The sequence below is a fragment of the Methylomonas rhizoryzae genome (genome assembly GCF_008632455.1).
Taxonomy (GTDB): domain Bacteria; phylum Pseudomonadota; class Gammaproteobacteria; order Methylococcales; family Methylomonadaceae; genus Methylomonas; species Methylomonas rhizoryzae.
Genome location: NZ_CP043929.1, coordinates 3,712,666 through 3,726,187, shown reverse-complemented (window position 1 = coordinate 3,726,187; position 13,522 = coordinate 3,712,666). Strand labels below are relative to the sequence as shown.

The 13,522-nt window shown below is 55.4% G+C and carries 14 protein-coding genes and 1 pseudogene; 5 read left to right on the top strand and 10 right to left on the bottom strand.

Going from position 1 to position 13,522, the window contains the following annotated elements:
* The first annotated feature begins 5 nt into the window (after positions 1–5).
* Positions 6–986, top strand: coding sequence for a hypothetical protein (locus F1E05_RS16590; RefSeq protein ID WP_150050415.1), 981 nt, complete (start codon positions 6–8; stop codon positions 984–986).
* Positions 987–1,251: 265 nt separating this feature from the next.
* Here the strand turns inward: F1E05_RS16590 and tnpC are convergent.
* The 4 genes and pseudogenes from tnpC to F1E05_RS16570 all read right to left on the bottom strand — a co-directional run.
* Positions 1,252–2,586: pseudogene (gene tnpC / locus F1E05_RS16585) on the bottom strand (IS66 family transposase); the annotation flags it as partial.
* A gap of 31 nt (positions 2,587–2,617) precedes the next feature.
* The gene (tnpB, locus tag F1E05_RS16580; RefSeq protein ID WP_150050413.1) at positions 2,618–2,971 is read right to left on the bottom strand and encodes an IS66 family insertion sequence element accessory protein TnpB; all 354 of its coding nucleotides are present in this window, start codon (positions 2,969–2,971) and stop codon (positions 2,618–2,620) included.
* Entirely contained in the window at positions 2,947–3,246 is a 300-nt protein-coding gene (locus F1E05_RS16575) for a transposase (protein WP_232056685.1), read from the bottom strand. Before F1E05_RS16575 ends, tnpB begins: the two co-directional genes overlap by 25 nt.
* A gap of 34 nt (positions 3,247–3,280) precedes the next feature.
* Positions 3,281–3,649 (bottom strand): hypothetical protein, encoded by a 369-nt coding sequence (locus tag F1E05_RS16570; RefSeq protein WP_150050411.1) that lies wholly within the window; start codon positions 3,647–3,649, stop codon positions 3,281–3,283.
* A gap of 304 nt (positions 3,650–3,953) precedes the next feature.
* Here F1E05_RS16570 and F1E05_RS16565 point away from each other — a divergent pair, with 304 nt between their 5' ends.
* Positions 3,954–4,286, top strand: a complete 333-nt coding sequence (locus F1E05_RS16565) for a DMT family transporter (protein WP_150050409.1) — start codon at positions 3,954–3,956, stop codon at positions 4,284–4,286.
* A gap of 65 nt (positions 4,287–4,351) precedes the next feature.
* Here F1E05_RS16565 and F1E05_RS16560 read toward each other — a convergent pair whose 3' ends face one another.
* The 6 genes from F1E05_RS16560 to F1E05_RS16535 form a co-directional block, all read right to left on the bottom strand.
* Positions 4,352–5,533, bottom strand: coding sequence for a flagella assembly protein FlgT middle domain-containing protein (locus tag F1E05_RS16560; RefSeq protein WP_150050407.1), 1,182 nt, complete (start codon positions 5,531–5,533; stop codon positions 4,352–4,354).
* Positions 5,523–6,224: a hypothetical protein gene (locus F1E05_RS16555; protein WP_150050405.1), complete on the bottom strand. Its 702-nt coding sequence runs from the start codon at positions 6,222–6,224 to the stop codon at positions 5,523–5,525. The genes F1E05_RS16560 and F1E05_RS16555 overlap by 11 nt, the downstream gene beginning before the upstream one ends.
* A 111-nt stretch (positions 6,225–6,335) precedes the next feature.
* Positions 6,336–6,674 (bottom strand): ribosome silencing factor, encoded by a 339-nt coding sequence (rsfS, locus tag F1E05_RS16550; RefSeq protein ID WP_150050402.1) that lies wholly within the window; start codon positions 6,672–6,674, stop codon positions 6,336–6,338.
* Between the two features lie 14 nt (positions 6,675–6,688).
* Complete coding sequence (gene nadD, locus F1E05_RS16545; protein ID WP_150050400.1) at positions 6,689–7,309, bottom strand: nicotinate-nucleotide adenylyltransferase; 621 nt, start codon at positions 7,307–7,309, stop codon at positions 6,689–6,691.
* Positions 7,309–8,547, bottom strand: a complete 1,239-nt coding sequence (locus F1E05_RS16540) for a glutamate-5-semialdehyde dehydrogenase (protein ID WP_367156176.1) — start codon at positions 8,545–8,547, stop codon at positions 7,309–7,311. Before F1E05_RS16540 ends, nadD begins: the two co-directional genes overlap by 1 nt.
* 248 nt (positions 8,548–8,795) lie before the next feature.
* On the bottom strand, positions 8,796–9,347 hold the full coding sequence (locus tag F1E05_RS16535; RefSeq protein ID WP_150050396.1) for a copper resistance protein NlpE: 552 nt from the start codon (positions 9,345–9,347) through the stop codon (positions 8,796–8,798).
* Positions 9,348–9,525: 178 nt separating this feature from the next.
* Between F1E05_RS16535 and F1E05_RS16530 the strand changes: the two genes are divergently transcribed.
* From F1E05_RS16530 to F1E05_RS16520, 3 genes are read left to right on the top strand one after another with little or no spacing between them, the layout of a single operon-like run.
* Positions 9,526–10,503, top strand: a complete 978-nt coding sequence (locus tag F1E05_RS16530) for an ABC transporter permease (protein ID WP_150050394.1) — start codon at positions 9,526–9,528, stop codon at positions 10,501–10,503.
* A complete protein-coding gene (locus F1E05_RS16525; RefSeq protein WP_150050393.1) occupies positions 10,503–11,846 on the top strand; it encodes an ABC transporter permease in 1,344 nt (447 codons plus the stop codon). The genes F1E05_RS16530 and F1E05_RS16525 overlap by 1 nt, the downstream gene beginning before the upstream one ends.
* Complete coding sequence (locus F1E05_RS16520; protein ID WP_150050391.1) at positions 11,839–13,440, top strand: ABC transporter ATP-binding protein; 1,602 nt, start codon at positions 11,839–11,841, stop codon at positions 13,438–13,440. The genes F1E05_RS16525 and F1E05_RS16520 overlap by 8 nt, the downstream gene beginning before the upstream one ends.
* Positions 13,441–13,522: the final 82 nt, after the last annotated feature.

Below are 13,522 nucleotides of genomic sequence, written 5' to 3'. Positions count from 1 at the left end.
GAAATATGCGTACGCCAGATATCATTTTCAATGAAACATCTATTACCCGTTGCTCCGTCCCCGATCTCACAACTGCGCGTATAGCTTTCGAAGAGTTTGTTTCGGTTATCGCTACATTAATTGACATCGGGGCCACTAATAATGTCGTCCGGTCTCAATGCTGCCTTCAGGATGTCCGTATACCGACACAGTCTGATGATGAATGGGCGGTAGAAGAATGGTTATTTGATAGCACCATAGATCGTGAAATGCGATCCTTCGTATTGACACTCGATACGAAAATACCAATTGAGAATGGCATATCACTTGATCAAGAGCTTGAAGAGGCGTTGATTGGTCAAGAGTACCGTATAGCAACCGTTGAAGGGCCAGACTGTTTTGCAGTTGGTTTCGCTCTTTACCGCGGAGATATTGTAGTCAGTGTGCCTACATCCCCTTTATGGGATGTGCATCAGCTCAAAGCTTATGTTTGTAAGGATCTATCAATCGTTGGAGAAGTTATGGTTGATCATGCCAGTCGCGAAAGTCATTGTTATTCGCTTCTGGAATTGTTCAAGAAAAGATATATTAGCTCGGTTACCACGGCAGCAGAATTGAATTCTGAGAAAGGGAAGCTTTTCCCAAATTTACGATTTTCGCCTGATGTCGCAGATCAAATCGAACAACTTGATTCCCGATACATTAGCGGAGTGCTGGCAAAATTAGCCAAAATGAATGAAACAGCGGAACATTGGCGTGACGCCGGATCTGTTGCTCCGAGTTACCTGTTTCAATGGCGAGGAGAAAGCGCTTCTACAATGAGCAACTCCGATCACCTTGCTGCCCGTAAATTCCGTATGCCAAAGGGAAACGTATTTGGCGTATTTGAACGCCATACTGATTTTTCGAAGAGTCATCGTATTCATTTTATTGAAGACAGAAATGAGCGGGATTTCATAATCGGTTATATCGGAAATCATCTTCCGACTGTGCTTTTTCCGCATTGATTGCGAAAGATACGAGTAAAAAACGGCGACTCTTAAAGTCTAGAAAGTCGTAATGGACAAGAAGTGCAATTATGAGCCGCGATTAGTGTAGAGCTCAGACAATTCAAACGCGGCTATGAACGAGCGCGGTGCGAGGATTGGAGCGACATTTCAACGCTTTGCGGGTCAGCGGTGCGCGCTCGATTGAAATGAGGCACTGCCAAACGAAAGAGGCAGCAACAGTTAGGCCTAACCTTAGGCCATCGCGCCACATCTCGACTCTACCAATAGGCCAAGCACCGTTCTCGACAAAGCGGATCAGCTTCGGCCATTGCGACGACAGGTAATGCAAGGCCTTACCCAGCAAACTGCCGGGGGTGACCGCATGCAGATGCTCTACCAGCAAGCCTTCGATCTTGGCTAACACTGGTTTGCTCAACTGTTGCCGCTGCTGTCCACGTTGTTCGACGCTCAGGTCTTTCGCTTTGGCTTCAATGGCGTAGAGTTGGCCTATGGCGGCAATAAACTGCGTCGCCAGTTGTTCCGGGCCGCGCACGGCTTTGGGTATGGCGGTTTCGGCTTCGACAAAGTAACGGCGCGCATGCGCCCAACAGCCGAGGTGAATGACACCGCGCACCGCCGCAATGGTGTTATACACTTCATAGCCGTCGCTCATCAGGACCGTACCGGGTTTGATGCCGTCATACAGCGGCTGCGCATGCGTGCCGCCGCGCCCCGGCGTGTAGCTGAACAGTCGGATCGGCGGCCCGGAGCCGGTCATCTGTGCCCACAAATAACTTTTCGTTTGCGCGGCGCGCCCGGATTCCTTAAGCACCTGCACGGCGGTTTCGTCGCCCAGGATCAGATCGGCCTCCAGCAGATGGTCGCGCAGTAAATTGATGATGGGCTGCACCGCCTGCCCGACCCGTACCATGCTGGCCGCCAGCGTGGTGCGCGACAGATCGCCGCCGAAACGGCTGAGTAATGCAGCTTGTCGGTACAGCGGCAGACCATCCTGGTATTTGGCGGTGACGATCCAGGCCAATGCGGCTTCGGTGAATAAGCCTTTGGGAATGATGCGAACCGGTGCCGGCGTCACCCGAATGCTGTTGTCGCAGCAGGGGCAGGCATATTTGATACGGTGATGCTGAATCACCCGAACCTGTTGCGGCACGATGTCGAGTTGCTCGCTGATTTCGGCGCCGATTTCCACCAGCCGACTGCCGTCATGCGCGCAGAGGCGTTCGGCTTCCGGCAGTTCATGCCGCACAATCTCGCGCGGCAGATGCGGATCGAGTGGTTTGCGGCCGCGTTTTTTGCGGTTGTGGCCGGCCACCTCGATCGTTTCGGGCGTACTTTCCTCGGCGACCGGTGCACCTTTAGGGGCTAAGGCTTCGGCTTCGTTCAGGAATAGGTCGCGTTGTGTTGGGTTGGCCCGCGCTTCAGACTTGGCGGCATACAGCTTATGCAAAAAGGCATCCACGCGTTCTTTCAAACAATCACGCTCGATCGTCACTAACCGCAGTTGTTGAGTCAGCCGTTGTTGCTCGGTCAGCAAGGTTTGCTGGTCGGATAGCAACGCTTGGTATTCGTCAGCGGACAGCGTGATGGTGGTCGTCATGCCGCTATTTTATTCGATTTAAGCCATTGTTTCAGCTAACTTTTGCATACCTTCGCGCCGGATGCGGCCGCATCGCCGCCAGGTCAATACCGGCTAACAGCCAGTGCAGTTGCTCGACCGTCAACGTGACGACAGCCGCCTCTTTCGGCCAGCAAAATCGATCCGTCTCCAGCCGTTTGAGCATCAGCCAGAAACCGGTACGATCCCATAACAGCAGTTTGATCCGATCCCGCCGCCGATTGCTGAACACATAGATGGCCGGCTCAAAGGGGTTCAGGCCTAATGCCTGCTCGACCAACAATGCCAAGCCATTAATGGCCTTGCGACCATCATCGACCGGCTCGCGGTGCAGGTAGACCTTCAATCCGGCGTCGAAACGGAACATGGCAGCTCGGCTAAGACTTTCAAAATCAATGGTAGATCGGTCAGCGCACCAGAGAGCAACGCCAGTTTAACGCCGTTGGGCAACTCCGCATTGAGTATCGACTCAGCCGATTTTTCAGCGTTCAGTGAATGAACGGGTACAAAAGCCGGCAATGCTAACGGAATGTTCGTGTTCGGTTGCCCCGTTTCACGGTAAAGCCCCATCCACTTGCGCAGCAGATTGGCATTAATACCGTATTCCAGCGCGACCTTGACTACCGAAATACCCGGTTGCAAGCAAACGTCCACCAACTCCCGCTTGGCTTCCGGATCATACAGACATCGGCCGTCTCGACCATGTCCCACGATTAATGGCCGCGATAATTGAATCTTGTGCTCCTTCGTAGGTGTCCACCTTGTGATAAGGGGACACTATCTTCACGCCTTTCGGTCTGCTTATACAGATGTGGTTAAAAGATCGCTTACTGTTCTTAGTGGTGTTGGTCAGCGTGATATAGCTATCAAAGGTCTGATTGGCGGTATTTTCAACCGGGTTGGTTTTGCTGAGCCGGATGCCTTTAACCACGGATGCCGCCCAAACCGGTGATTGATGCAGGCCTATCATCAGCCAGAAAATGCAACCGATTGCAGTCAACAGAATTCGGTGAGTCGAGAGCTGTTTATGGGTTGTAATGGGCATGGCAGGTCCCCTGCATGGTGATAATTACCTAACGTTCATGAGGGCGCGGCATGGTGCCGGCGATGAAAGTGGAGGATGTTTTGCGTTAGGGCATTTTGCCTGGAAGACTAACGCGCTACTTTCAGAGAAAGACATCAGCATGTTGAAGTTTGAAGGGCTCTCGGTGTGTCGTTCGCAGCTTTCGTACTTATCAGGTTTACATTCCGGGACGCCATGATGAATCTCTCGGCTAGTGTGTGGTTTTGTAAAAGCTACCATTAATGAGGTTTTTTGGCTTGCGGTATTTTAATGAGGCAAAAACGTAATGAACGATTGGTGGTTTCTGGCGGTTGCCATCGTGGCGGAAGTGATCGCGACGTCGGCGTTGAAAGCCAGCGAGGAGTTTTCCCGGTTCTGGCCATCGCTATTGACGCTGGCGGGTTACGGGTTGGCGTTTTATTGTTTGATGCTGACCTTGCGTACCATTCCGGTCGGTGTCTGTTACGCCATCTGGTCCGGGGCCGGCATCGTCTTGATTACCTTGGTCGGTTGGTTCGGCTTCGGGCAGAAATTGGATGCGCCGGCACTTTGGGGCATGGCTTTGATCGTTGCCGGGGTGGTCGTCATTCGGCTATTTTCGGACTCGGCGTCGGCTTGAGGGGTAAAGCCCGCATTCGTGCGGCGAATTTGCCTAGATTGATTCCGGCTGCATGCCGGCGGGGCTCAATAGGTGGTAAAACTGCGTACCCAGTCGCCGGGGCGGACCAAGGTGCGCGCGTTTTGCTCCAGGCTGCCGGCCGCCATAGACGGACCGACTTCGGCAATGCTCAAGATGCCGATAGGGTCGGTATAGCCCAGGCCGGCGCTATCGGCGAAGCCGGCCGAATACACCATAAATCGGTCGCCGACTTTGATCTTGTCTTGCGCGCCGGCGCCTATGGTGATGCGGCCTAATTCGGTTCGGATGACCCGGGCGGAGAAGGGATAGCAGCTGAACAAGTCGGCGATGTCTTGGCTAGCCTGACGGACGATGTCGCCGATTTTATGGCCGGACGGGGTGTCTTCGAAGCGTTCGCTACCGACGTTGTAGCCGGAGGGTAGATTGACGTCGCCGATAATCGAATCGGTGTAGCGGTGTTGGAACAGCAAGGCGCCGGTGAAGCCGTCGTGCATGAAAACGTCTATGCCGATGCTGCGCCGGCCCACGTAATCGCGCATGGCCGATTTCAATTCGGCCAATACGCCGGCTCCGCGCACGTATTCGGTGGATTCCACTCTAAAGTCGCGAATGATGCCGGATAGCACCAATTGGGCATTATGCCGTTTGGCAATGTCGAGAATGACGTTGCCGGAAAATCCGCCGCTGGCCGGAATTTCCGGGGCCAGATCCGGACGGACGTACAGTGACGAATCGGTGAGGTTGTAGGCGATAAAATCGCCGCGTTCCATCAGCAAGTTGCCGATTTCGCGCGGAATGCCGCCGAACAAGTCTTGAGTTTCCGTGCCGCTGATCTGATAAGGATTCATGGCCGGAAAGCCGGTTGCCACGATACGTTTGCGGTACGGCGCATTACAACTTTTTTGTGCAGACAACATCACCAAGGCTTGCACGTGATAACCGTCTTGGTCCTGCCATTCGTCTACCACTTTGACCTCGCTGGTCGACATTGCGCCCGGGTCGCGGTCGGCCAGGGTTCGGGCGGCTTGGGCGATAGCGTCGTCGATGGCTGCTTGCCGGGCGGCGGAGACGCCGCCCACGCCGACGGCCGCAAAGCCTTGTACCGTCACTTGGCGATTGCGCAGGTGTTGGATTTGTTCCGGGTCGATGCGGCGACTGGCGTCGCCGCTGCCGCAAGCCGCCAATATCAGCGCCAGTGCCAATGAAAGCCAAAACCTATAATGCATTGATGATGCCGTTGATCAGCAAATAATTGAATAGGGTTCGACCGGTCATGTTCAATGTCCATTCCACTCCGTATAAGCCGGCGTCGAGCAAGGCGGAATCGACCGGGCCCGGCCGGGAATTGAAACCGCCTACGTGAAATTGGTCGCTACAGCCAGCGCTGCCGCAAGCTAGATTGACCCGGGTGGTCGTTGCGGTTTTATAACCCAAGCGGGTGTAAGCCAGTTTACCGTCTTCGCGTATGCATTGCTCGGCTAGCGCGGGTGTGCCGCTCATGCAATGGTAGAAGCGGGTAGTCAACGGCAGTTGCAGCACGGTTTTCAAGCGGTCTTTGAATGTGCGGTAGTCGCTGGCTTGGGCCTGGCGCAAATAGAGGTCCAGATAGACCCGGTACACTTCGTTTTCGATGACTCGCGAGCCTACCGTCGCATCAGGTCCTAATGGCTCGTCGTACAATTGATCGGCCAGCCCGCGATAAGCGTTCAGTTTGGCTATTTGCCGGGCCGATAACCAACGCTGGCCGACGTTCAGCCGGCCGCTGTCGTCGAAGTGGCTGAAACCCGTCGCTTGCAAGACTCTAGCGGCTGTCGGCGAATCGGCTGTTGGCTCGTTACGAGATTGCACTCCGGAACAAGCGGTTAATCCGCTCAACAGGGTTATGCCGAAAAACAGGATGAATGCGACGCGTTTCATTGGATATTCCTCACGATTTCTTCAGCATTCATCGACTGAGACGCCGAATTCTTGAATGACTATTAGCAAAAACGCGGGATGAGTCACCGAAGTCCGACTGCAAAAAACCAACTACTCGGTTTTGTCGGCCGCGACTGTCCACAGCTTTTCCAGCTGATAATATTCGCGCGCTTGAGTGGTCATAACGTGCAGGACCACGTCGCCCAAATCCAGTAACACCCAGTCGGAACCCGCTTGGCCTTCCACGCCTAACGGCATTTCGCCCTGTTCCTTGACTTTTTCGATCACGTAATCGGCTAAGGATTTGGCGTGACGGGTCGAAGTGGCGGTAGCGATGACCATGTAATCGGTAATACTGGTTTTGCCGCGCACGTCCAAGGTTTTTACCTGTAGGGCTTTGCGCTCTTCGAGCACGTGTTCCACCAGCTTGAGTAATTGTTCTGTTTGCATCGAATGTCCTGAAATTAAGCGAGATAAAGGTTGTGCCGGCGGATGTAAGCAATCACGCTGTCGGGCAGTAAAAATTGCGGATTGTGGTTGCCGGCTATCAAATTCCGGATTGCGGTGGCGGAGATGTCCAGGGCGGTAACGGTTTGGAAGTGCAGGCAGCCTTGCGGGGTTTCCACTAAGTCATTGTCGTGGCGCGTGAGTTTTTCCGCTAAAAAGTCTGCCAGTCTGGGCGGCCGGTAACCGGGTCGGGTAACCACTACGACGTGGGCAAGCTCGAATAACCGTTGCCAGCAATGCCAGGTTGGCAGGCCGGCAAAGGCGTCCGTGCCGATGAACAAGAGGAGGCCGACGTGCGGATAATCGTCGCGCAACGATTGCAGGGTGTCGACCATATACGACGGGCCGGGGCGGTCCAGCTCGCGGCGATCGGCGATTACGCCGGGAAGGCCGGCCAGCGCCAATTGCAGCATGGCGTACCGCCGTTCGCCGTCTACTTCCGGGCGTTCCCGGTGGGCCGGCAAGCGGCAGGGTATCATGTGCAGTTGCCGCAAGCCGAATCGTTCCTGAACTTCCACCGCGGTGCGCAAGTGGCCGAAATGTACGGGGTTAAACGTGCCGCCGTAAACGCCTATCATCAAGTGCGAATGTGGCCGTCGCCCAATACGATGTATTTCAACGAGGTCAGGCCGTGCAAGCCCACCGGGCCACGGGCGTGCAGTTTATCGGTACTGATGCCGATTTCCGCACCCAAACCGTATTCGAAGCCGTCGGCAAAGCGGGTCGAGGCATTGACCATTACCGAGCTGGAGTCCACTTCGCGCAAAAAACGGCGGGCCAGCGTGTAGTCTTCGGTGACTATGCTCTCGGTATGGGCCGAGCTGTATTGGTTGATGTGGGCGATGGCCTCGTCTATGCCGGCGACGATCTTGATCGACAAAATCGGTGCCAGATATTCGGTATGCCAATCGTCTTCTGTGGCGCGGACCGCTCCGGGCAGCAACGAACAGGTTTTCAGGCAGCCGCGCAGTTCCACTCCTTTTTCGGCGTAGCGTTGCGCCAGAACCGGCAGCACGCCGGCGGCGATGCTTTCGGCGACCAACAAGGTTTCCATCGCATTGCAGACCCCGTAGCGTTGGGTTTTGGCGTTGACGGCGATGGCCACGGCTTTGTCCAAATCGGCCTTGCCGTCGATATACACGTGGCAGATGCCGTCCAAATGTTTGATCACCGGAATCGTGGCCTCGGCGCTGATCCTTTCGATCAGGCTTTTGCCGCCGCGCGGTACGATGACGTCGACATAGTCTTTGAGCGTGATCAGTTCGCCGACGGCCGACCGGTCGGTAGTTTCCACCACTTGCACGGCCTGCTGCGGCAGGCCGGCTTCCGCCAAACCCAGGCTGATGGCTGCGGCGATGGCCCGGTTGGAATGGATGGCTTCGGAACCGCCGCGCAAAATGCAGGCGTTGCCGGATTTCAGACACAAGGCGGCGGCGTCTATGGTGACGTTGGGTCGAGACTCGTAAATGATGCCGATCACGCCTAAGGGCACGCGCATTTGCCCTACCTGAATGCCGCTGGGCCGATAACTTAGATGGGTGATTTCGCCGACCGGATCCGGCAATGCGGCGACTTGATGCAAGCCTTCCACCATGGCTTGAATGCGGGTTGGCGTCAGTTCCAAACGATCCAGCGAGGCAGCGTCCAAGCCGTTTTGCCGGCCGGCTTCCAAATCTTTGCGGTTTTCCGCGGCTATGGCCTCGCTGCCGTCGACAATGGCTTCGGCAATTTTCAACAGGGCCAGGTTTTTTTGTCCGCTTTCCGCCTTGCTGATTTGCCGGCCGGCCTGCCGCGCCTGCCTGCCCAGTTGCTGCATATAGTGTTTGACATCCACGATGGCATCGACCCTAAAGGTTAAAAAGGCCGAGCATTATAGCAACTTGCCGCGATAGGCAGAGCGTATGTCGAGTTTTGGGGCAATGCCGTTAAAGATAGGTTGCTGAATCAGCCCTGTCATTGCGGAGATGAAGGCTTTGAAACCCGGTAGCGCTCGATTGGCCGGATGGGGCTGCGCTCAATCGCTAAACCGGGTTGTTTATGCTTAAAGAACGTGTGCTTGCGACGTTAATGAATATGCACTTGGCGAGTTTTGGATTTGTCGCTGCGGCTTAAGGTGTAATCGTCCTGATCGCCGGGCATCGCTTTGCCGTTGCTGTCCAATTGCACCAACTCGCCTTCGTTCTGAATGGTATACAACCGCTTGTCGCCGTTTTTGTTCGAGGTCAAGGTCAGGATGCGGGTGCTGTCGTTCCAGTCGTATTTGCCTTTGTCGTAATATTCGCGCATGGACGAGTCCTTGGCGTATTGGGTCACCAGCAAATAATTGCTTCTGGGTTTGAGCGACAGGGTTTGCTTGATGCCGGAGCAGCCCGCTTCGTTACAAGGCAAATAGCCGTAAAACACCCCGCGGAAACCGCCGGTTTCGTCCGCGGCTTCCGCCGGTACGGCGTGTTTGGAATGGTCCATGCCTTCGTGGCGCTGCATTTCCCGCGCTTTCAAGGCTTTTTCCTGCAGTTGCATGTCCGATTCCGCCCAGGCGTTGCCGTAGGCTAAACCCAAGCTCCCCAATAGAGCCGCATAGACGGCGTTTTTTATTGTTGTAGTCAGTTTTGGCATAGTGGTAATTCCGATGTAGTGCGGAAAAAGTGGTAGAGCGGCGCGCCGATTGGCCGCGCCGGCTACAGCTTACCAGCATAATCCGATCGCGCCCATTTGCGCAATTTGCGGTTGCTTGTAAAACGGCAAAGTTGCGAGAATGGGCGCATCGACGACTCTTTCGCGTAGTTGTTTTTGCATGATTTCCTACATCGTCCGCCGGTTTCTATACGCCTTGCCGCTGCTGATGGCTGTCAACGTATTGACTTTCATATTGTTTTTCGTGGTTAACAGCCCGGACGACATGGCCCGCATGCAGTTGGGGCAAAAGCACGTCACCGAACAAGCCATACAAAATTGGAAGCATCAGCACGGCTACGATTTGCCGCTGCTATGGAACGGCGCCGCGCAAGGCGGCGAGCGGCTGACCGGAACCATTTTCTATCAAAAGTCGGTCAACTTGTTTTTGTTCGATTTCGGTATTTCCGATAGCGGCCGCAACATCGGCGCGGATATTCGCCAACGCATGTGGCCCAGCTTGGCTCTGGCGGTGCCGTCGTTGCTGGTCGGCTTGCTGGTGAATATCAGCCTGGCCTTGTTGCTGGTGTTGTTTCGCAACAGTTATCTGGAATTGGGCGGTAGTGTGCTGCTGGTGATGCTGATGTCGGTGTCGTCCTTGTTTTACATCATCGGCGGCCAATATTTCATCGGCAAACTGCTGAAATTGGTGCCGATTTCCGGGTACGACACCGGCTTGGCGGCGCTTAAGTTTTTGATTTTGCCGGTGCTCATCAGTGTGGCGGCAGGCATCGGGTCCGGCGTGCGCTGGTACCGTACCTTATTCCTGGAAGAAGTGGAGAAGGACTATGTGCGTACCGCACGCGCCAAGGGCTTGAGCGAAACCCAAGTGTTGTTCAAGCACGTATTGAAAAACGCGATGATTCCTATCTTGACCGGCGTGGTCGTGGTGCTGCCGCTGTTGTTCATGGGCAGTTTAATCATGGAGTCGTTCTTCAGCATTCCCGGACTTGGGAGTTACACGATAGATGCGATAAACCGCCAGGATTTCGCCATTGTTCGGTCCATGGTGTTTTTGGGGTCGGTGCTATACATTGTCGGTTTATTGCTCACCGACATTTCCTATACCTTGGTGGATCCGCGCGTGAGGTTGAATTGATGCAAGTGTTATGGACGGACGCGCTGGTTTATCTGCTGGTCGCGGCTGCCGCGGCTTTGGCGGTTTATGTGGCGCGCCAGCAGCACATGCAAAGGCCGTTGCGCAAAATTGCCGCTAGCCCGGTCGCGGCGGCTTCGTTAACCCTGTTGCTATGCTTCGCGCTGATCGGTCTGGCCGATTCGCTGCATTTCAAAGACGCGGATAGCCGCGGTAACGAAATCCTTAGTTTGCTGGATTTAGCCTGTAACGACATGCGCGCGCACGCCGAGAAAACCTATTCGGCGCCGTTTGCGACTCATTTGTATGCCAAGGAAAACATTGCGATGCCGGACGGCAGCACCCGCTGGGATTATCCGCGCCTGCAACACGGCGGCGCGCATTTGCAAGATCCGCAGCACGAATGGGCCGGCGATGTAGTGGCTAAAACCGTCGGCGGCTTGAGCAAGGGCGGCGGCTTGATGTTGATGGTCATGCTGTTGTCTTGGGGCGATAGGCAGGCTAGAGGCAGGGCATTTTGCGCTGCTGCCAGCGCCCAGGCGGTTTGGGCGACGTTGTTCATCGTCGTCACTGTCAGTTATGCCTTGTTTTCGCTATCGCAGTACTACCACGTGCTCGGTACCGATAAAGTCGGCGAAGATGTGTTCTATCAAACCTTGAAAAGCATACGCACCGGTCTGGTGATCGGTTCCTTGACGACGCTGGTGATGCTGCCCTTGGCCATCGTGTTCGGCATCATGGCCGGGTTTTTCAAGGGCTGGGTCGACGACGTGATTCAGTTCATCTATACCACCTTGAACTCCGTTCCGGGCGTTTTGCTGATCGCTGCGTCCATCTTGATGGTGCAAGTATATATGGCCAATCATCCGGAAAACTTCAACAACTTGTTGGTGCGCGCCGACATGCGATTGCTGTTTTTGTGTTTGATATTGGGGGTGACCAGTTGGACCGGCCTGTGCCGTTTGCTGCGCGCGGAAACCCTGAAATTGCGCGAGATGGAATATGTGCAGGCCGCCCAAGCCCTGGGCGTCAAACCGGCCATGATTCTGTTTCGCCACATCCTACCCAACGTGATGCACATCGTCTTGATCGCCGTGGTGCTGGATTTCAGTTCGCTAGTGCTGGCCGAAGCCGTGTTGTCCTACATCAACATCGGCGTCGATCCCACCACCCACAGCTGGGGCAATATGATCAATCGGGCCCGGCTGGAAATGGCCAGAGAGCCCGTAGTCTGGTGGTCGCTGGCCGCCGCTTTTGCCTTCATGTTCGCCCTGGTGTTGGCGGCGAATCTATTTGCCGACGCGGTCAGGGACGCGTTCGATCCGCGGAGGGTTGAGCGTGGCTGATTCCTTGCTCAAGGTCGAGAACTTGACCGTCGCCTTCGGTCAATCCCAAGTCGTCGATGACGTCAGTTTTCATATCAACCTCAGCGAAACCTTTGCATTGGTTGGCGAATCCGGTTCCGGCAAGTCGATGGCGGCGTTGGCGGTATTGAGGTTGTTGCCGAATGCGGCGGCCATGCGGGCTGCCGGCATTCGGTTAGGAGACGCGGAATTGACCGGTATTCCGGAAATCGAGTTCTGCCGGCTGCGCGGTCGCCGCATCGGCTTGATTTTCCAAGATCCGATGTCGTCGTTGAATCCGGTGATGACGGTAGGCGAACAAATCGCTGAAGTGCTGCAATTGCATTTTGAACTTAGCCGGGCGCAAATCGCGCAACGGGTGCTGGCCTTGCTCGAACAAGTCGAAATTCCCGAGCCGGAACGGCGTATCCACGAATATCCGCACCAACTGTCCGGCGGCCAGCGCCAGCGGGTGATGATTGCGATTGCGCTGGCCGGCGAGCCGGATTTGTTGATCGCCGACGAGCCGACCACCGCCTTGGACGTGACCATACAGGCGCAGATTCTGACGCTATTGAAGAACCTGCAGCAACAGACCGGCATGGCCTTATGGTTGATCAGTCACGACCTCGCCCTGGTGTCCAACGTTGCAGATCGCATTGCCGTAATGCAGCACGGCAAAATCGTCGAGACCGCCGCGACCGCCGAGTTTTTTCGGCAGGCGCAACACCCTTACAGTTTGAAACTGCTGGCGGCCTTGCCCCGGTTGGAAAGCTGTATCGGCAGACCGGCCAAACCGGCTACACCGCTACTGAAGGTCGAGGATTTCAAAGTGTATTACCCGATCCGCAAAGGGGTGTTCAAACGCACGGTCGGCCACGTCAAAGCGGTCGATGGGGTGGATTTCGAATTGCACGTCGGTACCACGCTGGCCTTGGTCGGCGAATCCGGCTGTGGTAAAACCAGCATGGGCAAGGGCTTGCTGAACTTGATTCCGGCGCATGCCGGCCGGGTGTCGTTCGACGGCAGGGAGTTGACGCTGTTGAGCGGAGAAAATTTGCGCAAGCAGCGAGCCGAAATGCAGATCGTGTTTCAGGACCCATTTGCGGCGATGAACCCGCGTATGCTGGTCGGCGACATCGTCGCCGAAGGCATTACCTCGCTACGCCCGGAAATCGACCGGGACGAAAAACGCCGGCGGGTGGCCCAATTGCTGCAACAAGTGGATTTGCCCGCAGACGCTGCGTTGCGTTATCCGCACGAATTTTCCGGCGGGCAACGCCAGCGCATCTGCATCGCCCGAGCCCTGGCGGTGGAGCCCAAGTTGATCATCTGCGACGAGCCGACCAGCGCGTTGGACGTGTCGGTGCAGGCGCAAATCATTGAATTATTGAAGAAGCTGCAGCGCGAACGCGGCTTGAGCTATTTGCTGATTACCCATAGTTTCGGCGTGGTCGCGGAAATGGCCGATCAAGTGGCGGTGATGTATCGCGGTAAAATCGTCGAATACGGTCCGGTCGAACAAGTGCTGAATCGGCCGGAACACGTTTATACTCGAACCTTGTTGGCAGCGGTGCCACGCTTGTTGTCCGCTTGACGCTGAAACCGTTAAGTTTTGGCTTGAGCGTCCGCCCTGACTATGCCCAAGGTCGCAGGGTTAGGCCGCCTTTTGGTTCGAT

What these genes read in the sequence shown, in the direction of transcription:
- F1E05_RS16590 (WP_150050415.1), top strand. Translation starts at nt 6, where the DNA reads ATGCGTACGCCAGATATCATTTTCAATGAAACATCTATTACCCGTTGC.
- tnpB (WP_150050413.1), bottom strand. Translation starts at nt 2,971, where the DNA reads ATGTTCCGTTTCGACGCCGGATTGAAGGTCTACCTGCACCGCGAGCCG.
- F1E05_RS16570 (WP_150050411.1), bottom strand. Translation starts at nt 3,649, where the DNA reads ATGCCCATTACAACCCATAAACAGCTCTCGACTCACCGAATTCTGTTG.
- F1E05_RS16565 (WP_150050409.1), top strand. Translation starts at nt 3,954, where the DNA reads ATGAACGATTGGTGGTTTCTGGCGGTTGCCATCGTGGCGGAAGTGATC.
- F1E05_RS16560 (WP_150050407.1), bottom strand. Translation starts at nt 5,533, where the DNA reads ATGCATTATAGGTTTTGGCTTTCATTGGCACTGGCGCTGATATTGGCG.
- F1E05_RS16555 (WP_150050405.1), bottom strand. Translation starts at nt 6,224, where the DNA reads ATGAAACGCGTCGCATTCATCCTGTTTTTCGGCATAACCCTGTTGAGC.
- rsfS (WP_150050402.1), bottom strand. Translation starts at nt 6,674, where the DNA reads ATGCAAACAGAACAATTACTCAAGCTGGTGGAACACGTGCTCGAAGAG.
- nadD (WP_150050400.1), bottom strand. Translation starts at nt 7,309, where the DNA reads ATGATAGGCGTTTACGGCGGCACGTTTAACCCCGTACATTTCGGCCAC.
- F1E05_RS16540 (WP_367156176.1), bottom strand. Translation starts at nt 8,547, where the DNA reads ATGCAGCAACTGGGCAGGCAGGCGCGGCAGGCCGGCCGGCAAATCAGC.
- F1E05_RS16535 (WP_150050396.1), bottom strand. Translation starts at nt 9,347, where the DNA reads ATGCCAAAACTGACTACAACAATAAAAAACGCCGTCTATGCGGCTCTA.
- F1E05_RS16530 (WP_150050394.1), top strand. Translation starts at nt 9,526, where the DNA reads ATGATTTCCTACATCGTCCGCCGGTTTCTATACGCCTTGCCGCTGCTG.
- F1E05_RS16525 (WP_150050393.1), top strand. Translation starts at nt 10,503, where the DNA reads ATGCAAGTGTTATGGACGGACGCGCTGGTTTATCTGCTGGTCGCGGCT.